Origin of the sequence: Pseudonocardia hydrocarbonoxydans (genome assembly GCF_006539565.1) — a bacterium.
GTDB lineage: Bacteria > Actinomycetota > Actinomycetes > Mycobacteriales > Pseudonocardiaceae > Pseudonocardia > Pseudonocardia hydrocarbonoxydans.
Genome location: NZ_BJNG01000011.1, coordinates 66,906 through 92,358, shown reverse-complemented (window position 1 = coordinate 92,358; position 25,453 = coordinate 66,906). Strand labels below are relative to the sequence as shown.

The 25,453-nt window shown below is 74.1% G+C and carries 29 protein-coding genes; 16 read left to right on the top strand and 13 right to left on the bottom strand.

What is annotated here, in order from left to right; genetic code table 11:
• The first annotated feature begins 83 nt into the window (after positions 1 to 83).
• Positions 84 to 1,640 (top strand): molybdopterin-dependent oxidoreductase, encoded by a 1,557-nt coding sequence (locus PHY01_RS05820; RefSeq protein WP_246085721.1) that lies wholly within the window; start codon positions 84 to 86, stop codon positions 1,638 to 1,640.
• On the opposite strand, the gene PHY01_RS05815 is transcribed toward PHY01_RS05820, so the two are convergent.
• The 8 genes from PHY01_RS05815 to hypF form a co-directional block, all read right to left on the bottom strand.
• Positions 1,627 to 2,271: a DedA family protein gene (locus PHY01_RS05815; protein WP_170183654.1), complete on the bottom strand. Its 645-nt coding sequence runs from the start codon at positions 2,269 to 2,271 to the stop codon at positions 1,627 to 1,629. The two genes, PHY01_RS05820 and PHY01_RS05815, sit on opposite strands and share 14 nt — an antisense overlap.
• Before the next feature lie 121 nt (positions 2,272 to 2,392).
• Complete coding sequence (locus PHY01_RS05810) at positions 2,393 to 3,130, bottom strand: DUF6390 family protein (protein ID WP_141277484.1); 738 nt, start codon at positions 3,128 to 3,130, stop codon at positions 2,393 to 2,395.
• Positions 3,102 to 4,229, bottom strand: a complete 1,128-nt coding sequence (hypD, locus tag PHY01_RS05805; RefSeq protein WP_141277483.1) for a hydrogenase formation protein HypD — start codon at positions 4,227 to 4,229, stop codon at positions 3,102 to 3,104. Before hypD ends, PHY01_RS05810 begins: the two co-directional genes overlap by 29 nt.
• Positions 4,226 to 4,495: a HypC/HybG/HupF family hydrogenase formation chaperone gene (locus PHY01_RS05800; RefSeq protein WP_141277482.1), complete on the bottom strand. Its 270-nt coding sequence runs from the start codon at positions 4,493 to 4,495 to the stop codon at positions 4,226 to 4,228. The genes hypD and PHY01_RS05800 overlap by 4 nt, the downstream gene beginning before the upstream one ends.
• Before the next feature lie 25 nt (positions 4,496 to 4,520).
• Positions 4,521 to 5,618, bottom strand: coding sequence for a hydrogenase expression/formation protein HypE (gene hypE, locus PHY01_RS05795; RefSeq protein WP_141277481.1), 1,098 nt, complete (start codon positions 5,616 to 5,618; stop codon positions 4,521 to 4,523).
• Positions 5,615 to 6,322, bottom strand: coding sequence for a D-sedoheptulose-7-phosphate isomerase (locus PHY01_RS05790; RefSeq protein WP_141277480.1), 708 nt, complete (start codon positions 6,320 to 6,322; stop codon positions 5,615 to 5,617). The genes hypE and PHY01_RS05790 overlap by 4 nt, the downstream gene beginning before the upstream one ends.
• The gene (locus PHY01_RS05785; RefSeq protein WP_246085720.1) at positions 6,319 to 6,999 is read right to left on the bottom strand and encodes a HypC/HybG/HupF family hydrogenase formation chaperone; all 681 of its coding nucleotides are present in this window, start codon (positions 6,997 to 6,999) and stop codon (positions 6,319 to 6,321) included. The genes PHY01_RS05790 and PHY01_RS05785 overlap by 4 nt, the downstream gene beginning before the upstream one ends.
• Entirely contained in the window at positions 6,996 to 9,299 is a 2,304-nt protein-coding gene (gene hypF, locus PHY01_RS05780; RefSeq protein ID WP_307723943.1) for a carbamoyltransferase HypF, read from the bottom strand. Before hypF ends, PHY01_RS05785 begins: the two co-directional genes overlap by 4 nt.
• Positions 9,300 to 9,433: 134 nt before the next feature.
• Here hypF and PHY01_RS05775 point away from each other — a divergent pair, with 134 nt between their 5' ends.
• From PHY01_RS05775 to PHY01_RS05730, 10 genes are all read left to right on the top strand, one after another.
• A complete protein-coding gene (locus PHY01_RS05775; protein WP_141277479.1) occupies positions 9,434 to 9,772 on the top strand; it encodes a hydrogenase maturation nickel metallochaperone HypA in 339 nt (112 codons plus the stop codon).
• 5 nt (positions 9,773 to 9,777) lie between these two features.
• Positions 9,778 to 10,524: a hydrogenase nickel incorporation protein HypB gene (gene hypB / locus PHY01_RS05770; RefSeq protein WP_141277478.1), complete on the top strand. Its 747-nt coding sequence runs from the start codon at positions 9,778 to 9,780 to the stop codon at positions 10,522 to 10,524.
• Positions 10,525 to 10,709: 185 nt separating this feature from the next.
• A complete protein-coding gene (locus PHY01_RS05765; protein WP_141277477.1) occupies positions 10,710 to 11,756 on the top strand; it encodes an NADH-quinone oxidoreductase subunit B family protein in 1,047 nt (348 codons plus the stop codon).
• 7 nt (positions 11,757 to 11,763) lie between these two features.
• Positions 11,764 to 13,572 carry a nickel-dependent hydrogenase large subunit gene (locus PHY01_RS05760; protein WP_141277476.1) on the top strand — a complete coding sequence of 603 codons (1,809 nt, stop codon included), beginning with the start codon at positions 11,764 to 11,766 and terminating at the stop codon, positions 13,570 to 13,572.
• 1 nt (position 13,573) lies between these two features.
• Positions 13,574 to 14,107 (top strand): NifU-related iron-sulfur-binding protein, encoded by a 534-nt coding sequence (locus tag PHY01_RS05755; protein ID WP_141277475.1) that lies wholly within the window; start codon positions 13,574 to 13,576, stop codon positions 14,105 to 14,107.
• Positions 14,104 to 14,721, top strand: coding sequence for a DUF5947 family protein (locus PHY01_RS05750; protein ID WP_141277474.1), 618 nt, complete (start codon positions 14,104 to 14,106; stop codon positions 14,719 to 14,721). The genes PHY01_RS05755 and PHY01_RS05750 overlap by 4 nt, the downstream gene beginning before the upstream one ends.
• Positions 14,721 to 15,350 (top strand): DUF6084 family protein, encoded by a 630-nt coding sequence (locus PHY01_RS05745; protein WP_141277473.1) that lies wholly within the window; start codon positions 14,721 to 14,723, stop codon positions 15,348 to 15,350. The genes PHY01_RS05750 and PHY01_RS05745 overlap by 1 nt, the downstream gene beginning before the upstream one ends.
• Entirely contained in the window at positions 15,343 to 16,701 is a 1,359-nt protein-coding gene (locus PHY01_RS05740) for a hypothetical protein (RefSeq protein WP_246085719.1), read from the top strand. The genes PHY01_RS05745 and PHY01_RS05740 overlap by 8 nt, the downstream gene beginning before the upstream one ends.
• Positions 16,698 to 17,234, top strand: a complete 537-nt coding sequence (locus tag PHY01_RS05735) for a hydrogenase maturation protease (RefSeq protein ID WP_246085718.1) — start codon at positions 16,698 to 16,700, stop codon at positions 17,232 to 17,234. Before PHY01_RS05740 ends, PHY01_RS05735 begins: the two co-directional genes overlap by 4 nt.
• 117 nt (positions 17,235 to 17,351) lie before the next feature.
• Entirely contained in the window at positions 17,352 to 17,609 is a 258-nt protein-coding gene (locus PHY01_RS05730) for a HypC/HybG/HupF family hydrogenase formation chaperone (protein WP_141277472.1), read from the top strand.
• On the opposite strand, the gene PHY01_RS05725 is transcribed toward PHY01_RS05730, so the two are convergent.
• Positions 17,610 to 17,966, bottom strand: coding sequence for a helix-turn-helix transcriptional regulator (locus PHY01_RS05725; RefSeq protein ID WP_141277471.1), 357 nt, complete (start codon positions 17,964 to 17,966; stop codon positions 17,610 to 17,612).
• A 148-nt stretch (positions 17,967 to 18,114) separates the two neighbouring features.
• Here PHY01_RS05725 and PHY01_RS05720 point away from each other — a divergent pair, with 148 nt between their 5' ends.
• Positions 18,115 to 18,612: a hypothetical protein gene (locus PHY01_RS05720; RefSeq protein WP_218030018.1), complete on the top strand. Its 498-nt coding sequence runs from the start codon at positions 18,115 to 18,117 to the stop codon at positions 18,610 to 18,612.
• Here the strand turns inward: PHY01_RS05720 and PHY01_RS05715 are convergent.
• Positions 18,609 to 18,812, bottom strand: coding sequence for a hypothetical protein (locus PHY01_RS05715; protein ID WP_141277469.1), 204 nt, complete (start codon positions 18,810 to 18,812; stop codon positions 18,609 to 18,611). The genes PHY01_RS05720 and PHY01_RS05715 overlap by 4 nt on opposite strands.
• 77 nt (positions 18,813 to 18,889) lie before the next feature.
• Positions 18,890 to 19,732 carry an LLM class flavin-dependent oxidoreductase gene (locus PHY01_RS05710; protein ID WP_141277468.1) on the bottom strand — a complete coding sequence of 281 codons (843 nt, stop codon included), beginning with the start codon at positions 19,730 to 19,732 and terminating at the stop codon, positions 18,890 to 18,892.
• Positions 19,733 to 19,912: 180 nt separating this feature from the next.
• On the opposite strand from PHY01_RS05710, the gene PHY01_RS05705 reads away from it, so the two are divergent.
• The 4 genes from PHY01_RS05705 (at position 19,913) to PHY01_RS05690 (ending at position 24,525) form a co-directional block, all read left to right on the top strand.
• Positions 19,913 to 20,758, top strand: coding sequence for a nitrilase-related carbon-nitrogen hydrolase (locus PHY01_RS05705; protein WP_141277467.1), 846 nt, complete (start codon positions 19,913 to 19,915; stop codon positions 20,756 to 20,758).
• The gene (locus PHY01_RS05700) at positions 20,755 to 22,047 is read left to right on the top strand and encodes an aspartate aminotransferase family protein (RefSeq protein ID WP_141277466.1); all 1,293 of its coding nucleotides are present in this window, start codon (positions 20,755 to 20,757) and stop codon (positions 22,045 to 22,047) included. The genes PHY01_RS05705 and PHY01_RS05700 overlap by 4 nt, the downstream gene beginning before the upstream one ends.
• Entirely contained in the window at positions 22,044 to 23,429 is a 1,386-nt protein-coding gene (hydA, locus tag PHY01_RS05695; RefSeq protein ID WP_141277465.1) for a dihydropyrimidinase, read from the top strand. The genes PHY01_RS05700 and hydA overlap by 4 nt, the downstream gene beginning before the upstream one ends.
• Positions 23,430 to 23,529: 100 nt before the next feature.
• Positions 23,530 to 24,525, top strand: a complete 996-nt coding sequence (locus tag PHY01_RS05690; RefSeq protein WP_141277464.1) for a TIGR03842 family LLM class F420-dependent oxidoreductase — start codon at positions 23,530 to 23,532, stop codon at positions 24,523 to 24,525.
• Here the strand turns inward: PHY01_RS05690 and PHY01_RS05685 are convergent, their stop codons facing one another.
• Positions 24,526 to 25,278, bottom strand: a complete 753-nt coding sequence (locus PHY01_RS05685; RefSeq protein ID WP_141277463.1) for an amino acid kinase family protein — start codon at positions 25,276 to 25,278, stop codon at positions 24,526 to 24,528.
• Positions 25,278 to 25,442: a hypothetical protein gene (locus PHY01_RS27000; RefSeq protein WP_218030017.1), complete on the bottom strand. Its 165-nt coding sequence runs from the start codon at positions 25,440 to 25,442 to the stop codon at positions 25,278 to 25,280. The genes PHY01_RS05685 and PHY01_RS27000 overlap by 1 nt, the downstream gene beginning before the upstream one ends.
• Positions 25,443 to 25,453: the final 11 nt, after the last annotated feature.

Here is a 25,453-nt window from a genome sequence, read left to right as displayed (position 1 = left end):
TCTCGTCACGCTGCGTGTCGAGCGCAGCGTAGCGCCACCGATCCGTAAGGCGCGCCCGGCCGGGGGCGCGGCAGGATGGGGACGTGAGCGCGACGACGGTCCACCCGCCCCTGGTCCCCCGTCGCACCGCCGCGGCGCTCGGGGTGCTGTCCGTGGCCGCCGCGCTGGGCGCCGGGCACCTCGTGGCCGGGCTGGTGTCCCCCGTGTCGTCGCCGTTCCTGGCCGTCGGCAACTCCGCGATCGCGCTGGCGCCGCAGTGGCTCGTCGACGTCGCGAAGTCGGCGTTCGGCACGGCCGACAAGCCGGTGCTGCTCGCCGGGATGGCCCTGGTGCTGGTCGGTGCCGCGGTCGGGGTCGGGCTGCTCTCCCGCGGGCGGCCGCAGCCGGGGGTGCGGGCGCTGGTCGGGCTCGGGCTGCTCGGCTTCGCCGCCGTCGCCCTGTCCCCCGCGTTCACCCCGGTCGACCTGCTCGCCCCCGCGGCCGCCGCCGGGGCGGGCGTGCTGGCCCTGCGCCGGCTGCACGCGCTCGCGCTGCCGGGCACCCCCCGCGCCGGGTCCGGCGTCGACCGCCGCACGATGCTCGTCGGCACCTCCGCGCTGGTCGGGTTCGGCGCGCTCGCCGCGGGCGGGCTGGGCCAGCTGCTGGGCAGCAGGCTCGCGGGCTCCCGCGAGGAGGTGACGGCCCGGCTGGCCCGGGTCGCGCTCGCCGAGCGGGCCCCGGCGATCCCGGCCGGTGCGGCGTTCCCGGAGCTGGGGACGCCGACGTTCCTCACCCCCAACGCCGACTTCTACCGCATCGACACCGCCCTGCGGATCCCCACGCAGACCGCCGCCGACTGGTCGCTGCGCGTCCACGGCATGGTCGACCGCGAGCTGACCCTCACCTTCGACGACCTGCTCGCCCGCCCGCTGCGGGAGCGCACGGTCACGATGATCTGCGTGTCCAACGAGGTGGGCGACGACTACATCTCCACGGCGGACTTCGTGGGGGTCGACCTGCGGGAGGTCCTGCTCGAGGCCGGCGTCGCGCCCGGGGCCGACCAGGTGCTCTCCACCAGCAGCGACGGCCTGTGGACGGCGGGCACACCGCTGGAGGTACTGCTCGAACCCGACCGCGGCGCGCTGCTCGCCGTCGGCATGAACGGGGAGGCGCTGCCGCCCGAGCACGGGTTCCCGGTGCGGATGGTCGTGCCCGGCCTCTACGGGTACGTGTCGGCGACCAAGTGGGTCACCGACCTGGAGGTCACGACGTTCGACCGGAAGCAGGCCTACTGGCTGCAACGCGGCTGGGGCCGCCTGGGGCCGGTCAAGACCCAGTCGCGCATCGACGTCCCCCGCAGCGCGGGCAGCGCGCCGGCCGGGGCCGTCACCGTCGCCGGGATCGCCTGGTCGCAGCCGGTCGGGATCAGCCGCGTCGAGGTGCGCCTCGACGACGGGCCGTGGGCCGACGCCGAGCTCGCCACGGAGGTCGGCGGCGACACCTGGCGGATGTGGCGGGCCGTCGTCGACGCCGCGCCGGGGTCGCACGTCGTCACGGTCCGGGCCACCGACGCGAACGGGGTGACCCAGACCGAGGAGCGGGCCCCGGTGCTCCCCGACGGCGCCACCGGCCACCACTCGGTGGTGTTCACCGCGCTGTGAGCACCGGCCGGGGCGCGGTGGCCACGGGGTCCGGCGTGCGCGATGCGGCACGCCACCGGCGCACCCCCTCCAGCACCAGCCCGACGGCGGAGGCGAACAGGAAGCCCACCACCAGCGCGGTGACGGTGTCGTGCGCGAACGCGGCGCCGCCGACGAAGCCCAGCACCGCCGACCACGACGCCGACAGCACCGACCCCGCGGCGGTGAACCCGAGGAACCGGGGCCAGGGGTAGGCGGTGGCGCCCGACGCCAGTGTCGCGACGGTGCGCCCGGCCGGCACGAACCGGGCGGTGAGCAGCACCGTGCCCCCGCGGCGGTCGAGCAGGCGGGCGGCCCGGTCGTAGTGCTCCGCACGCCTGCCGTCCGCGGCGAAGCGGGTGCGCACCGCCGGGCCGATCCCGCGCCCGATCAGGTACCCGGCGCACTCGCCGACGAACGAGCCGAGCGCCGCGGCGCCGATCACCGCCACCAGGTTCTGCTCCCCGGTCACCGCCGCCACCCCGGCCGCGATGATCAGCGCCTCGCTGGGCACCACGGGCAGCAGCGCGTCGACCACGGCCATCGCGACGATCACCGCCAGCAGCCACGGCGACGCCAGCGCCGCCTCGGTCACCAGCCGCACGAGCTCCATGGACGGGACGATGCCGTGATCCGGGCGGAGATACATCGGTAGAAGGTCTGAGACGGCTCGGGGACATCCCTACCCCGGTCTCGGGGTCCGCCGGCCCGGGCGGGGTGGTCCCGGACGGGCGTCACGGCCCGACCCGCGCGTTCGTGACCGCCAGCCGCCGCACCGTCGACGCCTCCAGGTCGTGCACCCGGTCCGCCGTCAGGCGGTCGCACAGGTACTCCCAGTGCAGCGCCACCGCGTCCCCGACGTCGACGGGCACCTGCACGTGGGTGGCCGCGACGTGCTCGACGGCCGGGTCGCCCAGTCCCAGCGCCACCCCGTCCCACGTCAGGCGGCGCGAGGCCACCCGCACCCCGCCGTCGACGGCCAGGACGGTGCCCCAGCGGATGCGGCAGCCGTCCAGCACGTGGACGGGGTGCTCGTCCGCCCCGCGGCCCAGCAGCCGCGACCACGGGTAGACCCCGAACACGTGGAAGCCGTGGTCGCCCGCCGCCTCACCGACCAGCTCGGGCGTCAGGTGGCTCCAGTACCGCCCCGCCCGCGGCCCGATCACCTCCAGCAGCGCGGCGCCGAACTCCGCCCCGTCGACGCCGAGGTCGCGCCCGAGCCAGTAGGCCTCGACGAGCCGCGCGTCCAGCGGGTCGGCGGTGCCGGTCAGCCGGGCCAGCACCTGCAGGTAGGGCCAGGCCCCGGAGAACCGCCGGGCCGCCGCGCGCACCTCGTCCTCGGAGCGGCCCAGCCCCGTCGGCGGCCCGCAGAACCCGAGCGCGTTGGGGGCGTGGGCGTAGCGGGCGAACAGCCCGACCCCGGGTGGCCCGACCCCGGGCGACCTAACCCCGGGCGACGAGGTGGGCCGCATCGCGGTGCATCCGCCCGAAGTTGTAGTACGCGGCGCAGGCGCCCTCCGGCGACACCATGCACGTCCCGATCGGGGTCTCCGGCGTGCACGCGGTGCCGAACACCTTGCACTCCCAGGGTTTGAGCACGCCCTTGAGCACCTCGCCGCACTGGCACGCCTTCGGGTCGGCCACGCGCACCCCGGGCATCGCGAACCGCTGCTCGGCGTCGAACTCCGCGAAGTCGTCGTGCAGCCGCAGCGCGCTCTGCGAGATGAACCCCAGGCCGCGCCACTCGAAGTGCGGGCGCAGCGCGAACACCTGCCCCATCAGGGCCAGCGCCGCCGGGTTGCCCTCGTCGCGCACGATCCGCGAGTACTGGTTCTCCACCTCGCAGCGCCCCTCGCGCAGCTGGGTGAGCAGCATCGCCACCGAGGCGAGGATGTCCAGCGGCTCGAACCCGGCGACGACGATCGGCTTGCCGTAGACCTCCGGCACGAACCGGTAGGGCCGGTTCCCGACCACCGTCGACACGTGCCCCGGGCCGAGGAAACCGTCCAGGCGCAGGTCGGGCGAGTCCAGGATGGCCTTGAGCGGCGGCACGATCGTGACGTGGTTGCAGAACACCGAGAAGTTGGCGACGCCCAGCTCCCGGGCCCGCACCAGCGTCACCGCCGTGGACGGGGCGGTGGTCTCGAAGCCGAGTGCGAAGAACACCACCTGCCGGTCCGGGTTCCGCGTCGCGAGCGCGAGCGCGTCGAGCGGGGAGTAGACGAACCGGACGTCCGCGCCGCGCGCCTTCGCCTCCAGCAGGCTGCCGTTGCTCCCGGGCACCCGCATCATGTCGCCGAAGCAGGTGAAGATCACGTCCGGCTGCTCGGCGAGCCACATGGCGTCGTCGACGCGACCCATCGGGATCACGCAGACCGGGCAGCCCGGCCCGTGCACCAGCTCGACGTTCGCCGGGAGCAGGTGCTCGATGCCGTGCCGGTAGATGGTGTGGGTGTGCCCGCCGCACACCTCCATGAACTTGTGGTGGCGGTCGGGCGCGGCCAGCCGTTCGATGGCGCCCAGCAGGGTGCGCGCGGCGGCCGGGTCCCGGAACTCGTCGACGAACCTCATGCCGTGCTCCCCCGGAACGCCTCCAGCTCGTCGGTGTAGGCCTCGCCGAGCTGCTGCACCGCGGCGAGCGTCAGCATCGCCTCGGTCTCGTCGATCTTGGCCATCGCGAACCCGACGTGGACGAGCACCCACTCGTCGGGCCCGGGCATGTCGTCGGCGAGCAGGCGGACGCTGATGGTGCGCTGCACGCCGCTGACGTCGACCTTCGCCAGACAGCCCGCCGCATCGGTGATCTCCACGATCCGGCCGGGAATCCCCAGGCACATGGTGTCTCCCTAACAGATCCGGGGCTCAGCAGATTCTCGGAAGGGGGTCCCCGACGAGCATGTCGACGATCCGGGTGCCCCCGAAGGCGGTGCGCAGCACGACGGTGGAGCCGGGCTGCTCGGTGATCTCCCCGACGACGACCGCGTCGCGGCCGAGGGGGTGGGCGCGCATCGCGGCGAGCCCGTCGTCGACCTCGTCCGGCCCGACGACGGCCACGACCTTGCCCTCGTTGGCGACGTGGAGCGGGTCGATGCCGAGCATCTCGCAGGCGCCGTTGACGACCGGGCGCACCGGCAGCGCGGCCTCGTCGAGCACGACGCCGAGCCCGGTGGCCTGCGCCAGCTCGTTGCAGGTGGTGCCGACGCCGCCACGGGTGGGGTCGCGCAGCCAGCGGGTGCCGGGGGCCGCGGCGAGCAGGGTCTCCACGAGGTCGGACACCGCGGCGGTGTCCGAGTCGACGTCCGCCTCGATCGCCAGGTCGCCGCGGGCGAGCATGACGGCCGTCCCGTGGTCGCCCATCGTGCCGGAGAGGATCAGCCGGTCGCCGGTGCGCACCGCGGGGAAGGTGCGCCCGGCCGGGATCACCCCGACCCCGGCGGTGGTGACGAACAGCCCGTCGGCGGCGCCGCGGGGGACGACCTTCGTGTCGCCGGTGACGATCTGCACGCCCGCGGCCGCGGCGGCCGCCGCCATGTCGGCGACGATCTCCTTCAGCTCCGCGACCGGGAAGCCCTCCTCCAGCACGAACGCCGCCGACAGCCACCGCGGCACCGCGCCGGAGCAGGCCAGGTCGTTGACGGTGCCGTGCACGGCGAGGTGCCCGATCGAGCCGCCGGGGAAGCGCAGCGGCTGCACGACGAACGAGTCGGTGGACAGCGCCAGCCGCTCCCCCGAGGGCAGCGCGAGCACCGCACCGTCGCCGAGCTCCTCCAGCGCCTCGTTGCGGAAGGCCTCGACGAACACCGCGTCCACCAGCGCCGCCGACGACTTGCCGCCCGCGCCGTGCGCGAGGGTCACCAGCTCGTCACGCAGGCGGGGGCGGCGCCTGCGGAACGCCTCGATCCGCTCGATGACCTCGCCCTCGGCGAAGCCGGGACCCGAGCTCAGGTAGTCCGATCTCATCGCTCTCCCTCGCTGCGCTCGGTCGGCGATGCGATCGGATGCTGTGCCGATGATCCGGTCGCAAGCTCCCTCATCGCCGGCTCCTCGTGGACGGCCTGCCACAGCCGGTGACCCAGCAACGCCTGCGCCTCCTGGATGCGGTGCACGCTCTGCGACGCCACCGTGAAGCAGACGTCGACGTCCGGGCTGGTGGCGAACCGCCCGCCGTCGTAGCCCGCGAAGCCGACGGTGAACAGGCCGCGCGCGTGCGCCTCCCGGAACGCGGCCGTCAGGTCCGCCGAGCTCCCGCTGGTGGACATGGCCACCGCGATGTCCCCGGCTGCGGCGCGGGCGATGAGCTGGCGGGCGAACACCAGCTCGAAGCCGACGTCGTTGCCGAGCGCGGTGAGGATCGCCTGGTCGGCGGTGAGCGACCAGGCCGGCAGCGGTACATGCCCGGGCGGGCGCGCGAACAGGTCGGCCAGGGTCGTCGCGTCGGTGGAGCTGCCGCCGTTGCCGAAGCAGAACAGCCGCCCGCCCGCGGCGAACCGGCGCGCCATCTCCGCCGCCGCGCGCGCCAGCGCGTCGGCGCAGGCGGCCAGGGTGGACGCCCGCAGGGCCCCGCTCTCCGCGGCCTTGGCCCGGGCGGACGCGGCGAGGTCGCGCAGCAGGGCGTCCTGGTCGCGCTCCTGCGCGTCGAGGAAGGGGTAGAGGAAGTCGGTCACGGGTCCACCCGCGTGATCGCCGTGCCCGCGTGGACGAGGACCAGGTCGCCGGGGGCCACCGGGTCGACGAGCAGGGTCGACACGTCCTCGACGCCCCCGGCGGTGCGCACCCGCCCCGGCGCGACGACCTCGCCGAGCCTGCCCTCGTCGGAGCAGGTGATGCAGACCGACCCGGGGGCCTGCTCCGTGAGCAGCCCGGGGTGCTCGAAGCAGACGTGCGTCAGCTCCCACAGCAGGTGGTAGAGCAGCACGAACCCGCCGGTGGCCGGCAGGGCGGGGTCGGGGTCGTCGAGCCAGAGGACGTGGTCGGCCGCGCCGGGCGGCGGGCGGCCGCCGCTGCCGATCCACAGCGTGGTGGCGCCCCAGGCCGGGGCGCGGCGCAGCACGTCGCGGACCTGCGGGTCGTCCGCGCCCGCGACGGCGAGCACGACGTCACCCGCCCGCACCGAGACCCGGCCCGCGGCCACGAGGTCGGGGCCGGTGAGCGCCACCGCGGGCAGCGCCTTCTTGCCGACGATCACCGGGTGCACGAACTCCACGGCCACGTGCTGCGCGTGCGGCTCCCAGGACGGCGCGAGGCACCACAGGGTGGCGCCGGCCGCGAACCGGCGGGCCAGCACGAGCGAGGCGGCGGCGAGGTCGGCGGCCAGCTCCTGGTCGAGGGTTCCCACGGTCACGATCGGCCCTCCTCGTCGAGCGCGGTCAGTGCCGACACGGCCGCCTGGCCCAGCGCGAGCCCGCCGTCGTTGGGCGGGACGACGCGGTGGACGAGCACCGTGAAGCCCGCGTCCTGCAACCGCCTGCGGGTCAGCCGCAGCAGCAGCACGTTCTGGAACGCCCCGCCGGTGAGCCCCACCAGCCCCACGCCGCCGCAGACCCGCGCCACCACCTCGGCGACGGCGGCCGCGAGGGCCTCGTGGAACGCCGACGCCAGCGCCGCGACGGGCACCCCGGCCCGCAGCCCCTCGACGAGCCCGGCGAGCACCGGGGCCGGGTCGAGGTCCGCGCCGAGGCGGAGCGCGGGCCCGTCGCCCGCCGCGAGGGCCTCCAGCTCCATCGCCGCCTGGCCCTCGTGGGTGACGGTGTGGCGGACGCCGAGCAGGCTCGCCACCGCGTCGAACAGCCGGCCCACGCTGGTGGTCGGGACGCAGCCGGTGCCCGAGGCGAGCTGGGCGGCGAGCACCCTGCGCTCGGCGTCGGTGCAGGCGGCGACGGGCGGGAGGTCGGCGGCCCAGGCGATCCCGGCGGCGTGCAGGTGCGCGAGCGCCATCCGGCGCGGGTGCCGCACCGCGGCGTCGCCACCGGGGAGCGGGACGGGGGCCAGGTGCGCGACCCGGGTGAAGCGGTGGCTGTCGGGGCCCAGGCGCAGGATCTCCCCGCCCCAGACGGTGTGGTCGGTGCCGTACCCGGTGCCGTCGAACGCGACGCCGACGATCGGCTCGCCCAGGCGACCGTGCTCGGCCAGCAGCGCGACGACGTGCGCGTGGTGGTGCTGCACGAGATCGAGCGGGCGCTCCCCCGCGCGGTCCTCCGCCCACGCCCGGGTGCGGTAGGCCGGGTGCAGGTCCGCGGCCAGTCGGGCCGGCCGCCCGCGCAGCCCGGTGAGCTGCCCGACCGCGCGCTCGAAGGCCCGCAGCGTCTCCAGCGTCCCCATGTCGCCGACGTGCGCCGAGCAGAACGCGAGCCGCCCGTCGGTGACGCAGAAGGTGTTCTTCAGCTCGGCCCCCACCGCCAGCACCGCGGGCACCTCGCGGCCCAGGTCGACCGGCAGCGGGGCGTAGCCGCGGGACCGCCGGACCGGGAGCTCGTGCCCGTCGACGACCCGCACCACCGAGTCGTCACAGGGCACGTGGATCGGGCGGTCGTGGGTGAGCACGGCGTCGGCGAGCGCGGGCAGGCGCTCGCGCTCGTCGTCGTCGGTGAAGCAGATGGGCTCGTCGGAGCGGTTGGCGCTGGTCATGACGAGCGCGCCGCCGTGCTCGAGCAGCAGGTGGTGCACGGGCGTGTACGGCAGCAGGACGCCCAGCCACGGGCTGCCGGGGGCCACGCCGTCGGCCACCGCGGCACCCGGGCGGCGGCGCAGCAGCACCACCGGCCGGGCCGGGGAGGTGAGCACGGCGGCCTCGTCGGCGTCGACCTCGGCGAGCGCCCGGGCCGCGTCGAGGTCGCGCACCATCACCGCGAACGGCTTGCCGCCGCGCGCCTTGCGCGCCCGCAGCGCCGCGACCGCGTCCTCGGAGCGGGCGTCGCAGGCCAGGTGGTACCCCCCGATCCCCTTGACGGCGACGACGTGCCCGTCCGCGAGCGCCGCCCGCGCCGCCCCCACCCCCGCGAGTCGGGACATCCGTGCGACCGGGATGTCGTCCCCGTGCCACCGGAAGGTGAGGGTGGGCCCGCAGTCGGGGCAGGCGATCGGCTGGGCGTGGAAGCGCCGGTCGGCGGGGTCGTGGTACTCCCGCGCGCACGCCGCGCACATCGGGAAGCCCGCCATCGTCGTCGCCGGGCGGTCGTAGGGCAGCCCGCGGACGATCGTGAACCGCGGCCCGCAGTTCGTGCAGGTGACGAACGGGTGCCGGTACCGGCGGTCGGCGGGGTCGAACAGCTCGGCCACGCAGTCGTCGCAGACGGCGACGTCGGGCGGGATCGCGGTGCGGGCGCCGCCCGCCTGCGCGCTGGCGACGATCTCGAACCCGCCGCCGGGGCGGAGCTCGACGCCGGTGGCCCGCACCGCGGCGACGTGCGCCAGCGGGGGCGCGTCGGCGGCCAGCCGCCGCACGAGCTCCTCGACCGACGCCCGCGGCCCCTGCGCCTCGACGAACACCGCGGCGGCGTCGTTGCCCACGAAACCCGACAGCCCCAGCTCGGTGGCGGCGCGGTGCACGAACGGCCGGAACCCGACGCCCTGCACGACGCCGGTGACGGTGACCCGCCAGCGGACCTGCGTCATCGCCGGGGTCACGGGCACGTCCACGGCCACGTCGGCCTCCTGCACCGGGCGGAGGAGTGAGCTGGACCACACAGGTTAGGGATCGACGCGGCGGTTGCCCAGAGGCCTCGTCCGTGGATCCGCACGGGTTCCGGGTGTGTGTACCGTCACACCCGGGAGGTCCGATGCACGAACTCTCGATCTGCCAGTCCATCGTCGACGCCGTCGAGCGGCACGCCGCGGGCCGACCGGTGCGGGCCGTGCACCTGACGGTCGGCGCGCTGCGCCAGATCGTCCCCGACACGCTCACCTTCTGCTGGGAGCTGGTGACCGAGGCCACCCCGCTGGCCGGGTCGCAGCTGGTGGTCGACCACGTCGCCGCCGTCGTCCGGTGCCTCCCGTGCAACCGTAGGCAGACCCTCACCGAGATGAACCTGGTCTGCGACGTCTGCGGCGGCAGCGACCTGAGCATCGTCGCGGGCGAGGAGTTCCTGATCACCACCCTGGAACTCGCGGAGGCCTGATCGCGATGGGGCGCTTCCACCGGCACGACGACGGCCACGGTAACGACGACGGGTACGGGCACGGGCACGGCGACCACACCGGCTACACCACCGGCGGCGAGCGCGTCGAGGTACTGGAACGGATCTTCGACGAGAACGACCGGACGGCCGCGGCCAACCGCGCCGACCTCGACGCCGCGGGCGTCACCTGCGTCAACCTGATGTCCTCCCCCGGCGCGGGCAAGACCGCGGTGCTGCGCGAGACGCTGCGCCAGCTGCAGGACCGGGTGCGCGTCGGCATCGTCGAGGGCGACATCGAGACCAGCATCGACGCCGACCGCCTCGCCGGGTTCGGGGCCTCGATCAGCCTGCTCAACACCTCCAACGGGTTCGGCGGGGAGTGCCACCTCGACGCGCCGATGGTGCGCTCGGCGCTGGCCCGGCTCCCGCTGGACGCGCTCGACCTGGTGCTCGTCGAGAACGTGGGCAACCTGGTGTGCCCGGCGGAGTTCGCGGTCGGCGAGCACCACCGCGCCATGATCCACGCCGTCACCGAGGGCGAGGAGAAGCCGCTGAAGTACCCGGTGATGTTCCGTTCGGCCGACCTGGTGCTCGTCAACAAGATCGACCTGCTGCCGCACCTGGACGTCGACCTCGCGCTGTTCCACCGCAACCTGCAGGCGGTGAACCCGGGCGTGCGCGTCATCGAGACCAGCGCCCGCACCGGCCAGGGCATCGACGAGTGGTGCGCCTGGCTGACCGCCGGCCGCTGACCCCGGCGCGCACCCCGTCACCCCCGCGCGCACCTCCGAGGGTGCGCGTGGGGCCGGTACGTGCGCGCGGTCGGTGCGGACCACACCTAGGTGCGGCCCGCCGGTACCACCGGAACGCACTTACTCCGCCCGGCGGCAGACCTCTACAACAGTGGTCCACACCGCAGCCGGGGAGGGCGACGCCCATGTCAGCAGCCGGTCAGGACGACCCGGTCGTCCACATCCTCTGGATCAACGCGGGGCTGAGCTGCGACGGCGACTCCGTCGCGCTCACCGCCGCCACCCAGCCGAGCATCGAGGAGATCGCGCTCGGAGCCCTGCCGGGTCTGCCCAAGGTCGCCGTGCACTGGCCGCTGATCGACTTCGACAACGGCCCGGTCGGCGGCAACAACGACTTCATCGAGTGGTTCTTCAAGGCCGAGCGGGGCGAGCTGGAACCGTTCGTGCTGGTCGTCGAGGGCTCGATCCCGAACGAGAAGATCAAGCCGCAGGGGTACTGGTCGGGGTTCGGCAACAACCCCGAGACCGGGCAGCCGATGACGACGAGCGAGTGGCTCGACCGGCTCGCCCCGAAGGCGCTGGCGATCCTCGCCGTCGGCACCTGCGCCACCTACGGCGGCATCCACGCGATGGCGGGCAACCCGACCGGCGCGATGGGCGTGCCCGACTACCTGGGCTGGGACTTCCGGACGAAGGCCGGCATCCCGATCGTCTGCGTCCCCGGCTGCCCGACCCACCCGGACAACCTGTCCGAGACGATCCTCTACCTGCTCTACCAGGCCGCGGGCAGCGCGCCGATGATCCCGCTCGACGACGCGCTGCGGCCCACCTGGCTGTTCGGCCGGACCGTGCACGAGGGCTGCGACCGCGGCGGCTACTACGAGCAGGGCGAGTTCGCGACGGAGTACGGGTCGCCGACGTGCCTGGTCAAGCTCGGGTGCTGGGGACCGGTCGTCAAGTGCAACGTGCCCAAGCGCGGCTGGATCAACGGCGTCGGCGGCTGCCCGAACGTCGGCGGCATCTGCATCGGCTGCACGATGCCCGGCTTCCCCGACAAGTTCATGCCGTTCATGGACGCCCCGCCCGGCAGCCTCGTCTCCGGCACGACGTCCAGAGCGGTCGGCGGCGTGATGCGCCGGCTGCGCAAGATCACCGAGCGCAAGCTCGACAAGGAACCGGCCTGGCGCACCAACGGCCGCGAGCTGACCACCGGCTACCAGAAGGTCTGGTGATACCCCGATGACCACCACGCAGTCCAAGCCCGCGAGCACCGACACCGACGGCACCGGCCTCGTCGACATGTCGTGGGACCCGATCACCCGGATCGTCGGCAGCCTCGGGATCTACACGAAGATCGACTTCTCGCGGAAGAAGGTCGTGGAGTGCCACTCCACCTCGTCGATCTTCCGCGGATACTCGATCTTCATGAAGGGCAAGGACCCCCGCGACGCGCACTTCATCACCAGCCGGATCTGCGGCATCTGCGGCGACAACCACGCCACCTGCTCGGTCTACAACCAGAACATGGCCTACGGGGTGCGCCCGCCGCACCTCGGTGAGTGGATCATCAACCTCGGCGAGGCCGCCGAGTACATGTTCGACCACAACATCTTCCAGGAGAACCTGGTCGGGGTGGACTACTGCGAGAAGATGATCGCGGAGACCAACCCGGGCGTGCTGGAGCAGGCCAACCGGACCGAGGCCCCGCACGGCGCCGACCACGGCTACAAGACCATCGGCGACATCATGCGCGCGCTCAACCCGTTCACCGGGGAGTTCTACCGCGAGGCGCTGCAGGTCAGCCGGTACACCCGCGAGATGTTCTGCCTGATGGAGGGCCGCCACGTCCACCCCTCCACGCTCTACCCGGGCGGCGTCGGCACGCACGCGACGATCCAGCTGTTCACCGACTACTACACCCGGCTCATGCGCTACGTGGAGTTCATGAAGCGCTGCCTGCCGATGCACGACGACCTGTTCGACTTCATCTACGAGGCGATGCCCGGCTACGAGGAGGTCGGCCGCAGGCGCGTGCTGCTGGGCTGCTGGGGCGCGTTCAACGACCCGGAGCACTGCGACTTCGCCTACCGGACGATGACCGGCTGGGGCCGCAGGATGTTCGTGACCCCCGGCGTCGTCGTCGACGGCAAGCTCGTCACCACCGACCTGGTGGAGATCAACCTCGGCATCCGGATCCTGCTCGGGCACTCGTTCTACCGCGACTGGGACGACCAGGAGATCTTCGCGACGCACGACCCGCTCGGGAACCCGGTCGACCGCCGACACCCGTGGAACCAGCACACGATCCCGGCCCCGCAGAAGCGCGACTTCGACGACAAGTACAGCTGGACGATGTCGCCGCGCTGGTTCGACGGCACCGACCACCTCGCCCTCGACACCGGCGGCGGCCCGCTGGCCCGACTGTGGGCCACCGCGCTGGCCGGACTGGTGAACATCGACGAGATCCAGGCCACCGGGCACAGCGTCAAGATCAACCTGCCGCGGACGGTCCTGCGCCCCGAGGCGAGCTACGAGTGGCACTGCCCCACCGACAAGGCGGGCAGGCCGCTGTCCAACGCCATCGAGCGCAACCGGGCCCGCACCTACTTCCAGGCCTACGCGGCCGGCTGCGCGCTGCACTTCATCGAGAAGGCGCTGGCGGAGGTGCGCGGCGGTCACACGAAGACCTGGGAGAAGTTCGTCGTGCCCGACGAGTCGATCAGCGTCGGGTTCACCGAGGCCGTGCGCGGGGTGCTGAGCCACCACATGGTGATCCGCGGCGGGAAGATCGCGAACTACCACCCGTACCCGCCGACGCCGTGGAACGGCAGCGTCCGCGACTCCTTCGGCACGCCCGGCCCCTACGAGGACGCCGTGCAGAACACGCCGATCTTCGAGGAGAGCCGGGGCGACGACTTCAAGGGCATCGACATCATGCGCGCGGTGCGCAGCTTCGACCCGTGCCTGCCGTGCGGCGTGCACATGTACACCGGCAGCGAGAAGCCGCTGTACCGCGAGACCTCGCCGACGATGCTCAACACGATCTGAGATGGCCTCGACGGACCTGGACCCGGCGGGGCTGGCCACCCGGATCGAGGAGCTGCTCGACGGGATCACCGCCGAGGCCGGACCGGCCGCCGGGCACGCCGCGGAGGAGCTGGTGCGCGTCCTCATGCGGTTCTACGGGTGCGGCCTGGAGCAGATGGTGGCCATCGTCCGGGCGGGGGCGGGCGACACGCTCGTGCAGCGGATGGCCGCCGACCCGCTCGTCGCCGGGCTGCTGGCCGTGCACGACCTGCACCCGGTGCCGCTCGAGCAGCGGCTCGGGCACGCGATGGACACCGCGCGGCGCAGGCTCGGCGCGCACGGGTCGGGGATCACCCTCGGGGAGATCGACGGCGAGGGCCGGGTGCACGTGCAGGTGCCGGGTGGTGGCTGCGGAGCGGACACCGTGAAGGACCTCGTCTCCGCCGCGATCGAGGAGTCGGCCCCGGAGGTCGCGGGCGTCGTGTTCGACGCCGTCCCCGCCGGCCCCACCCTGCTCCAGATCGGGGTGCGCCCCGCGGAGAGGGTCACGTCGTGACCGTCGCGGGCCTGCGCCGGTTCCTGGCCGATCCTCGGGACCGGGAACCGGCGCAGGAGACCTGCGAGCTGTGCGCGACACCGGTCCCGGCACAGCACCCGCACCTGGTGCAGGTGGCGCAACGGCGGATGGTCTGCGCCTGCGGCCCGTGCGCCTTCCTGTTCGACAACCCCGGCGCGGGCGGCGGCGGCCACCGCCGCGTGCCGGACCGGTACCTGTCCGACCCCGGGTTCCGCCTCACCGACGCCCAGTGGGACGCGCTGCAGGTGCCCGTCGGGATGGCGTTCTTCCTGCGCAACTCCGTGCAGGACCGGGTGATCGCCTGCTATCCGAGCCCGGCCGGGGCCACCGAGAGCGAGCTGTCGCTCCAGGCGTGGACGTCGGGCGTCGGCGGGGGCCGGCTGGCCACCGAGCTGGCCCCGGACGTCGAGGCGCTGCTGGTGCGCCGGGGGAAGGACGCCCGCACCGACTGCCTGCTCGTGCCGATCGACGCCTGCTACCGGCTGGTCGGGCTGGTGCGGCTGCACTGGCGCGGCTTCGACGGCGGCGCCGACGCCTGGCGCGAGATCGACCGGTTCTTCGACGACCTGCGCGCCGCGGCGCGACCGGTGTGATGCTGCGCTTCGCCTGCACCGGCGCCCGGCCCGAGCCCTTCGCGGCCGGCCCGTCGCTGGTGCTCGACCTGCGGATCTCCACCGACGACGCGCGGCGCGTGCATTCGGTCGCGCTGCGCACCCAGATCCGGGTCGAGCCCCGCGGCCGCGACTACTCCGACGCGGAGGCGGCCCGGCTGACCGACCTGTTCGGCGAGCCCGCGCGCTGGGGCGAGACGCTCAACCCGCTGCAGCTCGCGACCGTCGGCTCGACCGTGCTCGGCTTCACCGGCGAGACGACGACCGAGATCGTCGTGCCGCTGACCTACGACCTGGACATCGCCGCCACGAAGTACCTCCACGGCCTGGCCGGGGGCGAGGTGCCGCTGCTGCTGTTGTTCACCGGCACGGTGTTCCACGCCGGCCCCGACGGGGTGCAGGTCGGGCTGGTGCCCTGGCACGAGGAGGCGGCCTTCCGGCTGCCGGTCGCGACCTGGCGGGCGGCCATGGACGACCACTACCCGAACTCGGCCTACGTCCGGGTCGACACCGAGACCCTCGACGCGCTGTCGGCCTACCGGTCGGCGCAGGCCTCCCCGAGCTGGGACGACACGTTCGCCCGGCTGCTGAAGGAGGCCGGCGGTGGGTGACCTGCTCGACCCCGACCCTCTCGACCCCGACCCCCTCGACCCCGACCCTCTCGACGACGTGGCCGCCGTCGCCGACGCCGTGCTCTTCGAGGGCTACCTGCTCTACCCCTACCGCGCGTCGGCACAGAAGAACCGGCTGCGCTGGCAGTTCGGCGTGCTCACCCCCGCGGGCGAGGGCACCGAGCCGACCGCGAGCCGCACCGAGTGCCTGCTCGAACCGGGCACCGCGACGCACGTGCGGATCCGGCTGCGCTGCCTGCAGCTGGAGTCCCGCACCCCCCGCACCCCCGACGAGGCGGCGGTCGGGGAGCTGGTCGTCGACGGGCGGCGGCACCTGCGGTTCGAGGAGGGGGTGCCGCGGCAGGTGGACGCGGAGTTCGCCGTCGACGACCTGCTGCGCGGCCCGTGCACCGTCGACGTCCGGTTCCCGGGCGGTACCACGACCGAGACGCTCGGCGCGGCCGGGTCGATCGAGCGCCGGTGCTGGCCCGTGGAGGGCCGCGTCGTCGTCTCGCTCACCGACCTGCCGGGCCCGTACCTGGTGCACCGGTTGCGGGTGGACGTCGTCAACGACGGGATCGCCGGGCCCGGGGCACCGCGCGAGGAGGTGCTGCGCACGTCGCTGATCGCCGCGCACACCGTGCTCGCCGCACCGGGCGGGGCGTTCCTCTCGCTCACCGACGGGCCGCGCTGGGCCGAGCCCGCCGCCCGCGGCTGCGTCAACGAGCACACCTGGCCGGTGCTGGCCGGGCCGCCGGAGCGCAGCGACCTCGTCCTGTCCTCGCCGATCATCCTCGCCGACCACCCGCAGCTCGCCCCGGAGAGCACGGTCGACCTGTTCGACGGGCTGGAGAACGACGAGATCCTGACCCTGCGCACGCTGGTGCTGACCGACGAGGAGAAGGCCGAGGCCCGGGCCACCGACCCGCGCGCCGCGGGCATCATCGACGCGGTCGACGCGATGCCGCCGGAGATCCTGGAGCGGCTGCACGGGGCGATCCGGTCGATGCGCCCCGCGGGCGCCGACGGCCCCGCGGTCGCCCCCGCGGAGAGCGTCCCGTGGTGGGACCCCGGCCGGGACGCCTCGGTCGACCCCGACACCGACGCGGTGGCCGTCCGCGGCGTCCCGGTGTCGCGGGGCAGCCACGTGCTGCTGCGGCCCGGCCGCGGCGCCGACGCGCAGGACCGCTTCCTCGACGGGGTGGCGGCCACGGTGCAGGCCGTCGTCCACGACGTCGACGGCGGGGTGCACGTGGCGGTGTCGGTGGACGGCGACCCGGCCGCCGAGCTGCAGCTCGCCCACGGCCGCTTCCGCTACTTCCGCCCCGACGAGCTGGAGCCGGTGCCGTGAGCGGGCGTGCGGGCCCGTCGTCCGACCCGGCCGTGCTGGTGGCCGGGATCGGCAACGTGTTCCTCTCCGACGACGGGTTCGGCGTCGAGGTGGTCCGCGCGCTGCGGGCCCGCGGCGGGCTGCCCGCGGGCGTGGAGCTGCTCGACACCGGCATCCGCGGGATGCACCTGGCCTACCAGCTCCTCGACGGCTACGACGCCGTCGTGCTCGTCGACGCCGTACGGCGCGGCAGCGAGCCGGGGACCCTGCACACCCTGGAGCACGACGTCGACGCGCCCCGGCCCGACGGCGCGGCGCTGGACGCGCACGGGATGGACCCGGCCGCCGTGCTCGGCCTGCTCGACGACCTGGCGGGCTCGATGGGCATCGACCGGCCGGTGGGCCGGGTGCTGGTCGTCGGCTGCGAGCCGGCGTCGCTGGAGGAGGGCATCGGGCTCGGCGCGGCGGTGGCCGCGGCGGTGGAGCCGGCCGCGGACCTCGTCACCGAGCTGGTCGGGACGCTGGTCGGCACGAGGGAAGGGGTTCGCCGATGATCCGCAGGATCGGGGCACTGGTACTGGTCGCGGTCGCGGCGGTCGCCGCGGTGCTGGCGGTGCAGTCGCGCGACGAGATCGCGCGCTACCGCGCCATGAACCGGATGTGAGGTCGCCGTGTGCCTGGGGATCCCCGGCGAGGTGATCGAGCCGCGGACGGCGCACGGCGACCTGGCGGTGGTCCGCGTCGAGGGCGTCGACCGGCTCGTCAACACCGGGATACTCGACGGCCCGGCGCTCACGGCGGGCGAGTGGGTGCTCATCCACATGGGGTTCGCGCTGGAGCGGATCGACCCGGCGCAGGCCAGGGCGTCGCTGGACTTCGTCACCGGCCGCGACGGGTCCTTCGCCGACGATCCGGGGCCCGGCCGCTGATCAGCGGCGGGCGCGGCCGTGGGTGGCGGTGTCCAGCGCGGCGTAGCGCTCCAGGAACACGTGCAGCGCCTCGTGCACGTGTTCGAGCACGAGGACCTGGGTCTCCAGGCAGGCCTGCCCGGCGGGCGTGATGTGGTAGGTCCGCCGGGCCGGGCCGACGTCGGAGGTCTCCCACTCCGAGTGCACCAGCCCCTGGCGCTCGAGCGCCCGCAGCGCGCGGTAGACCCCGCCCGCGTCGCCCTCGCCGTCGTGCATGGGGCGCAGCCGGACGGCCAGGTCGTAGCCGTGGTCCGGGCGCTCGCGCAGCAGCAGGAGCAGGCAGGGCTGCAGGAAGTTGCGTGGTTCGAGTGTGGCCATGACGGGCCTGTCGGTCGGCGGTGGCGGACGCCTTCCGGTCGAGGTTCCCAGTAGGTGACACCGATGACAAGCGACACCGTGCGGTTGAACCGCAGCGCTGGGCCGTCCGTGTGGACAGATGCCGACGTTCCCCACCCGGAGGTCCCCCATGTCCGCCCGCACCCTCGCCGCGGCCGCACTCGCGGCCGTCGCCGCGATCGTCCTCACCGCCTGCGGCGGCGGCACCGCCCCGGACGGTCCTCCCACCGCCCCCGAGACGCTCGCCGCGCCCGAGGGCACGGTGCTCTCCGCCAACAGCACCGCCCAGCTGGGCACCGTCGTCATCGACGGCCTGGGCTGGACGCTCTACCGCTTCGACGACGACACCGCGCAGCCGCCCGCCTCGAACTGCGCGGGCGACTGCGCCACGACCTGGCCGCCGGTGCTCGCCGAGCCCGGCAGCCCGCTCACGGTGGAGGGCGTCGACCAGGCCGCGATCGGGACGATCACCCGTCAGGACGGCGGCGTGCAGCTCACCATCGGCGGCTGGCCGGTCTACCGCTACGCGGCCGATCCCGCGCCCGGCGCGACCGACGGCCACGGCGTCGGCGGGAAGTGGTTCGCCGTCACCCCGACCGGCGGGCGGGCCGAGGCACCCGCCTCCTAACCGGCCGTGACCAGCACCTCGTCGAGGACGCCCTTGCGGATGTCGTCGACGAGGTCGGAGAGCTGGCCGACGCTCATCTGGATGCGCTGGCCGAAGTCGTCGGTGATCACGATGCGCTTCTCCGGCGCCGCGGCGTCGTCGACGAACAGCTCCGGGCAGCCGCAGTTGCACTGGCCGCAGAACGTGGCGATGTGGCGCATGTCGAGGTCACTCCCGGTGGTCGGACGATCACGTCGGCACCGAGCGTATGCGGCCCGGCGGCCTGCCGGAACCGCCGTCAGGCGTCCGTGGCCGCCGCCACCCGGCGCGGTCCGGTGCGCAGCGCGGCGACCAGCGGACCGAGCGGGGCCGGCCGGTCCGCGTCCCGCCGGGTGGGCGCGAGCGCGCGCAGCGTCGCCAGGTGCGTGCCGACGGGGGCGTGCGCGGGCTGGGTCTGCACGACCAGCTCGGTGGCCCACGCCCGGACGGGGTCGGCCCGCCAGCGCCGCAGCGCGGCGTCCGGTGCCTCCCCCGGCCCGACGACCCGGACCGCCGCGACGCGCGGCTCCCCCGCGGCCCGGGCCCAGTAGCGGGGGAGGTCGGGTGCGGCGTCGGGGCGCCCGGACAGGATCCCCATGCCGCGCGCCCCGGCCGCGTCGACGCCGCGGGAACCGCCGGTGGCCTGCCACAGCCGGGCACCCAGGCCGGGGGCGGCGGGCACGATCTCGTCGAGGTGGGCGCGCAGCGCGTCGACGGCGTCGGCGCAGTCGGCGTGGCGGCGGTCGTGGTCGCGGCCGAACCGCGCCGAGGCCCCCGCGTCGGCCCCGGCCCCGACGCCCAGCTCCAGGCGGCCGCCGCTGAGGACGTCGAGCACCGCGGCGTCCTCGGCGAGACGGCGCGGGTCCTCCAGCGCGGCGGCCACGACGGCGGTGCCGAGCCGGATCGTCGAGGTCGCCTGCGCGACGGCGCCGAGCAGCACGAGCGGCGAGGGCAGCGTGCCGTCGAGGTGGCCGTCGTGGTGCTGGGCCACCCAGAACGAGGCGAAGCCGAGCTCCTCGGCCGCGACGGCGAGCGTCACGGTGTCGCGGTAGGCCTGCGCCGGGGCCGCTCCGGCCACGTGCGTGAGGTAGCCGAGCCGCATGACGGAACGCTAGCGGTGGCCGTGCGGAGCGTGCCGACCGGCCGTGTGAACGGCACGTGACGGTCGGGCCCGCGATCTTGCCGGGCGCGCCCGCGGCGGGTGAGAGTGACGATCCCCTTGCGCGGACCGGTCTCCCGGTCCGACAGTGGGCCGCTGTCGACACGGAGGGACGTGAGGCGCATGACGGACAGGATCGTCCGGGCGGCCATCCTGCAGGCGAAGTGGACCGGCGACACCGCGTCCATGATCGAGGTGCACGAGTCGTACGCGCGGGCCGCCGCCGAGCAGGGCGCCACGGTGATGGGCTTCCAGGAGGTCTTCAACGCGCCCTACTTCTGCCAGGTGCAGGAGGCCGAGCACTACCGGTGGGCCGAGCGGGTGCCCGACGGGCCGACCGTGCAGCGAATGCAGGCGCTGGCCCGGGAGACCGGGATGGTGCTGGTGGTGCCGGTGTTCGAGGTGGAGGACTCCGGGCACTACTACAACACCGCCGCGGTCATCGACGCCGACGGCACCGTGCTCGGCAAGTACCGCAAGCACCACATCCCGCAGGTCAAGGGCTTCTGGGAGAAGTTCTACTTCCGGCCGGGCAACCTGGGCTGGCCGGTGTTCGACACCGCGGTCGGCCGCGTCGGCGTCTACATCTGCTACGACCGCCACTTCCCCGAGGGCTGGCGCGCGCTCGGCCTGGCCGGCGCGCAGATCGTGTTCAACCCCAGCGCCACCAGCCGCGGGCTGAGCTCGTACCTGTGGAAGCTGGAGCAGCCGGCCGCGGCCGTCGCGAACGAGTACTTCGTGGCCGCGATCAACCGCGTGGGCGTCGAGGAGTACGGCGACAACGACTTCTACGGCACCAGCTACTTCGTCGACCCGCGCGGCCAGTTCGTCGGCGAGCCCGCGTCGGCCCACGACGAGGAGCTCGTCGTCCGCGACCTCGACCTGGGGATGATCGACGAGGTGCGGCAGCAGTGGGCGTTCTACCGCGACCGCCGCCCCGACGCCTACGGCCCGCTGGTGCAGTCATGAGCCTCCACGAACGCACCCGCGCCGTCCTGCCGTCCTGGCTGGCCCTCTACTACGAGGAGCCCATCGAGCTCGACCGCGGCGACGGCCGCCACGTCTGGGACGCCGACGGCAACCGCTACCTCGACTTCTTCGGCGGCATCCTCACCACGATGACGGCGCACGCGCTGCCCGAGGTGACGAAGGCCGTCGCCGACCAGGCCGGGAAGATCATCCACAGCTCCACGCTGTACCTCAACCGGCCGATGGTGGAGCTGGCCGAGCAGATCGCCACGGTCTCGGGTGTGGGTGGGGCCGACGATCCGGCCAAGGTGTTCCTGACCCCCAGCGGCACCGAGGCCAACGACGCGGCGCTGCTGCTGGCGTCGTCGCTGCGGCGCAGCAACCAGATCCTCGCGCTGCGCAACAGCTACCACGGCCGGTCGTTCTCCACGATCGCGATCACCGGCAACCGGTCCTGGTCGCCGACGTCGCTCTCGCCGTTCCAGACCTACTACGTGCACGGCGGGCAGCAGTACCGCTCGCCGTTCGCCGGGCTGTCCGACGGCGAGTACATCGCGGCGTGCGTCGCGGACCTGCGCGAGGTGCTCGACCAGGTCGGCGGCGACGTCGCGGCGTTCATCGCGGAGCCCATCCAGGGCGTCGGCGGCTTCACCTCCGGGCCGGACGGCCTGCTCGGCGCGTTCGCCGAGGTGCTGCGCGAGAAGGGGATCCTGTGGATCTCCGACGAGGTGCAGACCGGCTGGGGCCGCACCGGCGAGCACTTCTGGGGCTGGCAGGCCTCCGGCGCGGTGCCCGACATCGTGACCTTCGCCAAGGGCATCGGCAACGGGCTGTCCATGGGCGGCGTGATCGCCCCGACCTCCGTCATGGACTCGTTGGGCGCCAACCACATCTCGACGTTCGGCGGCTCCCCGCTGACGTCCGCGGGTGCACTCGCGAACCTGCGCTACCTGCTCGACCACAAGCTCCAGGCCAACGCCGCCGCCCAGGGCCCCGCGCTGTTCGACGGCCTGCGCGCGCTCGGCTCGCCCGCCGTCGGCGACGTCCGCGGGAAGGGCCTGATGATCGGCGTGGAGCTGGTGCGGCCCGGCACCGGCGACCCGGGCGACCCGGCACCGGAGATCGCCACCGCCGTCCTGGAGGGCTGCAGGCGCCGGGGCCTGCTGGTGGGCAAGGGCGGGCTGCACGGCAACGTCCTGCGCATCGCCCCACCCCTGACCCTCACGTCGGACGAGGCGGCGGAGGGCCTGGCGGCCCTGCTCGCCGCGATCGAGGAGGCCACCCCATGAGTCGCACCCTGATCACCGGCGGCACCGTGGTCACCGCGGCCGACGAGATGGCCGTCGACGTGCTCGTCGAGGACGAGCGGGTCGTGGCGCTGGGCGTCGGGCAGAACTGGACCGCCGACACCGTCCTCGACGCGACGGGGCGCTACGTGCTCCCCGGCGGCGTCGACGGGCACACGCACATGGAGATGCCCTTCGGCGGCACCGTCGCGGCCGACACGTTCGAGACCGGCACCCGGGCCGCGGCGTGGGGCGGGACGACCACGATCGTCGACTTCGCGATCCAGCCGCGCGGCGGGGCGCTGCGCGAGGGCCTCGACGCCTGGCTGGCCAAGGCGGAGGGCAACTGCGCGATCGACTACGGCTTCCACATGATCATGTCCGACGTCAACCCGTCCTCGCTCAAGGAGATGGAGGTCCTCGTCGGGGAGGGGGTCACCAGCTTCAAGCTGTTCATGGCCTACCCCGGTGTCCTCTACTCCGACGACGGGCAGGTGCTGCGGGCGATGCAGCGCGGCGCGCAGACCGGCGGGCTGATCCTCATGCACGCCGAGAACGGCATCGCCATCGACGTGCTCATCGAGCAGGCGCTGGCGCGCGGCGAGACCGACCCGCGCTACCACGGGATCGTCCGCCACGAGCTGCTGGAGGCCGAGGCCACGCACCGCGCGATCAAGCTGGCCCAGGTGGCGGGCGCGCCGGTCTACATCGTCCACCTGTCGGCGGCCTCGGCGCTGGCCGAGGTGGCGAAGGCCCGCGACGAGGGGCTCAACGCCTTCGCCGAGACCTGCCCGCAGTACCTGTTCCTCTCCGTCGACGACCTGGGCCGGCCCGGGTTCGAGGGGTCGAAGTACGTCTGCTCGACGCCGCTGCGCCCCGTCGAGCACCAGGCCGCGCTGTGGCGGGGGCTGCGCACCGACGACCTGTCGGTGGTGTCCACCGACCACTGCCCGTTCTGCTTCAAGGGGCAGAAGGAGATGGGGATCGGCGACTTCTCCAAGATCCCCAACGGGCTGCCCGGCGTCGAGCACCGGATGGACCTGCTGCACCAGGGCGTCGTCGAGGGGCACATCTCGCGTCGGCGCTGGGTCGAGATCGCCTGCGCCACCCCCGCCCGGATGTTCGGGCTCTACCCGCGCAAGGGCACGATCGCGCCCGGCTCCGACGCCGACATCGTGATCTACGACCCGACCGCGACGCAGGTGCTCTCGACGCAGACGCACCACATGGCCGTCGACTACTCCTGCTACGAGGGCAAGCAGATCACCGGTCGCGTGGAGGCGGTGCTGTCGCGCGGCCGCGTGATCGTCGACGGCGGCGAGTACCGCGGGGCGAAGGGCGACGGCCGCTTCCAGCGCCGCGACACCTGCGGCTACCTCCGCTGACCCCCCGCCACCCCCGTTGCAGTGGGGTGGCTCCACTCCGACCCCGTTGCAGTAGAGCCACCCCACTGCAACCCGGCCACACCCCCGTGGAGGAGTTCCCGTGGATGTCGGGCTCGTTCTGCAGACCGATCCTCCTGCCCGGACCGTCGTCGACCTCATGGTGCGGGCGGAGTCGCTGGGGTTCAGCCACGGCTGGACGTTCGACTCGCACGTGCTCTGGCAGGAGCCGTACACGATCTACCCGCGGATCCTGGAGCGCACCTCGCGGCTGGTCGTCGGCCCGATGGTGACCAACCCGGGCACCCGCGACTGGACCGTGATCGCCTCGATGCACGCCACCCTCGACGAGCAGTTCGGCCACCGCACGATCTGCGGGATCGGCCGCGGCGACTCGGCGATGCGGGTGCAGGGCCGCCCGCCGACGACGCTGGCCCGGCTCGAGGAGTCGATGCACGTCATCCGGGAGCTCGCCGCGGGCCGCGAGGTCGACCTGGGCGGCACGCGGGTGCGCATCCCGTGGATCGCCGAGGGCGTGCCGGAGCTGCCGGTCTGGATGGCGGGCTACGGCCCGAAGGCACTCGGCCTGGTGGGCCGCCGCGCCGACGGGTTCGTCCTGCAGCTCGCCGACCCCTACCTCGTGGAGTGGACGGTGAAGACGGTCAAGGCGGCGGCGTCCGCGGCCGGGCGCCCGGAGCCGACGATCTGCGTGGCCGCGCCCGCCTACGTCTCCTCCGACCTGCGGCACGCCCGCGACCAGTGCCGCTGGTTCGGGGGGATGGTCGGCAACCACGTCGCCGACCTGGTGACCCGCTACGGCGCGCACTCGGAGATGGTGCCCGCCGCCCTCACCGGGTACATCGAGGGCCGCGACGGCTACGACTACTCCCACCACGGCCGCGCCGGCAACCGGTCCACCGACTTCGTGCCCGACGAGGTCGTCGACCGCTTCTGCCTGCTCGGCCCGCCCGCCGCGCAGCTCGAGCGGCTGGCCGAGCTGCGCAGCCTCGGCGTCGACCAGTTCGCGATCTACGCCATGCACGACGCCCGGGAGGCGACGATCGAGGCGTACGGGCAGTCGGTGATCCCGGCGCTGTAGCTACGCGTGGACGACGGTCCCCACGTCCTCGCCGGCCAGGGCGCGGGTCAGGGCGCCGGGGGTGAGGCCGTCGACGATCCGGATCTCCCGGACGTGCTTGGCGGTGGCCATCAGGAGCAGCACGAGCGGGTCGATCGGCAACGCGGCGGGCGCGGCGTCGAGCAGCTCGGCGGCCCCGATCCGCGCGACCGTCCCGGACCCGGTGTCGATCCCGTCGACGTCCTTGACGTAGATCGTCCGCTCGGCCCCGTACGCGTCGGCGAGCAGGAAGGTGCCCGCGTCGGCGCGGTGCACCGGGATCTTGCCGACCGCGGGCGGGAACTCGTGGCGCCCGTAGGGCGGGTAGCCGTTGGCGACGACGGCGCGGCTGGCCTGCAGGTGCGTGGCGAGCTGCCCCGCGGCGGTCTCGTGGGGCACGTAGGAGACCCCGTCGGCGGCGAGCAGTGCGGCGATCATGTGGCCGTGCTGCTCCGCCTCGGTGGCCGCGAGCCCGGCCAGCGCCGCCGTGGGCAGACCCAGGTCCAGGCCGACGCCCAGCACGTGCCGGGCCCGGACACCGGCCCCGGTGGTGATCAGCATCCGGTGCTCGGGCAGGGCCGCGCGCAGCTCGTCGACGACGGACAGCACGGCGTCGGCGCCGCGGTCCATGATCGCGGTGCCCCCGATGGAGACGACCTCGAGCCAGGGCAGCAGCCGGATCACCGGGCGCCCGACGGGCCGCACGAGGTCGCGGTCGAGCAGGGTCTGGCGCATCAGGGCGGACGGCACGTCCTTGGCCGGGCTGATGACGACGCCTCCGCGGTGATGATCGTCCCGACGTGCTCCCCGCGCAGGGCGCGCGTGATCAGCCCGGGCTCGAGCCCGTTGACGACCTGGATCTCCCGGACGAACCGCGCCCGGGCCATCAGCTCCAGCACCGGCCGCTCGA

Bases quoted from the DNA above. Each gene is read 5' to 3' on its own strand.
- PHY01_RS05815 (WP_170183654.1), bottom strand. From the start codon at position 2,271: ATGGAGCTCGTGCGGCTGGTGACCGAGGCGGCGCTGGCGTCGCCGTGG.
- PHY01_RS05810 (WP_141277484.1), bottom strand. From the start codon at position 3,130: ATGCGGCCCACCTCGTCGCCCGGGGTTAGGTCGCCCGGGGTCGGGCCA.
- hypD (WP_141277483.1), bottom strand. From the start codon at position 4,229: ATGAGGTTCGTCGACGAGTTCCGGGACCCGGCCGCCGCGCGCACCCTG.
- PHY01_RS05800 (WP_141277482.1), bottom strand. From the start codon at position 4,495: ATGTGCCTGGGGATTCCCGGCCGGATCGTGGAGATCACCGATGCGGCG.
- hypE (WP_141277481.1), bottom strand. From the start codon at position 5,618: ATGAGATCGGACTACCTGAGCTCGGGTCCCGGCTTCGCCGAGGGCGAG.
- PHY01_RS05775 (WP_141277479.1), top strand. From the start codon at position 9,434: ATGCACGAACTCTCGATCTGCCAGTCCATCGTCGACGCCGTCGAGCGG.
- hypB (WP_141277478.1), top strand. From the start codon at position 9,778: ATGGGGCGCTTCCACCGGCACGACGACGGCCACGGTAACGACGACGGG.
- PHY01_RS05765 (WP_141277477.1), top strand. From the start codon at position 10,710: ATGTCAGCAGCCGGTCAGGACGACCCGGTCGTCCACATCCTCTGGATC.
- PHY01_RS05760 (WP_141277476.1), top strand. From the start codon at position 11,764: ATGACCACCACGCAGTCCAAGCCCGCGAGCACCGACACCGACGGCACC.
- PHY01_RS05755 (WP_141277475.1), top strand. From the start codon at position 13,574: ATGGCCTCGACGGACCTGGACCCGGCGGGGCTGGCCACCCGGATCGAG.
- PHY01_RS05745 (WP_141277473.1), top strand. From the start codon at position 14,721: ATGCTGCGCTTCGCCTGCACCGGCGCCCGGCCCGAGCCCTTCGCGGCC.
- PHY01_RS05725 (WP_141277471.1), bottom strand. From the start codon at position 17,966: ATGGCCACACTCGAACCACGCAACTTCCTGCAGCCCTGCCTGCTCCTG.
- PHY01_RS05720 (WP_218030018.1), top strand. From the start codon at position 18,115: ATGTCCGCCCGCACCCTCGCCGCGGCCGCACTCGCGGCCGTCGCCGCG.
- PHY01_RS05715 (WP_141277469.1), bottom strand. From the start codon at position 18,812: ATGCGCCACATCGCCACGTTCTGCGGCCAGTGCAACTGCGGCTGCCCG.
- PHY01_RS05710 (WP_141277468.1), bottom strand. From the start codon at position 19,732: ATGCGGCTCGGCTACCTCACGCACGTGGCCGGAGCGGCCCCGGCGCAG.
- PHY01_RS05705 (WP_141277467.1), top strand. From the start codon at position 19,913: ATGACGGACAGGATCGTCCGGGCGGCCATCCTGCAGGCGAAGTGGACC.
- PHY01_RS05700 (WP_141277466.1), top strand. From the start codon at position 20,755: ATGAGCCTCCACGAACGCACCCGCGCCGTCCTGCCGTCCTGGCTGGCC.
- hydA (WP_141277465.1), top strand. From the start codon at position 22,044: ATGAGTCGCACCCTGATCACCGGCGGCACCGTGGTCACCGCGGCCGAC.
- PHY01_RS05685 (WP_141277463.1), bottom strand. From the start codon at position 25,278: ATGCGCCAGACCCTGCTCGACCGCGACCTCGTGCGGCCCGTCGGGCGC.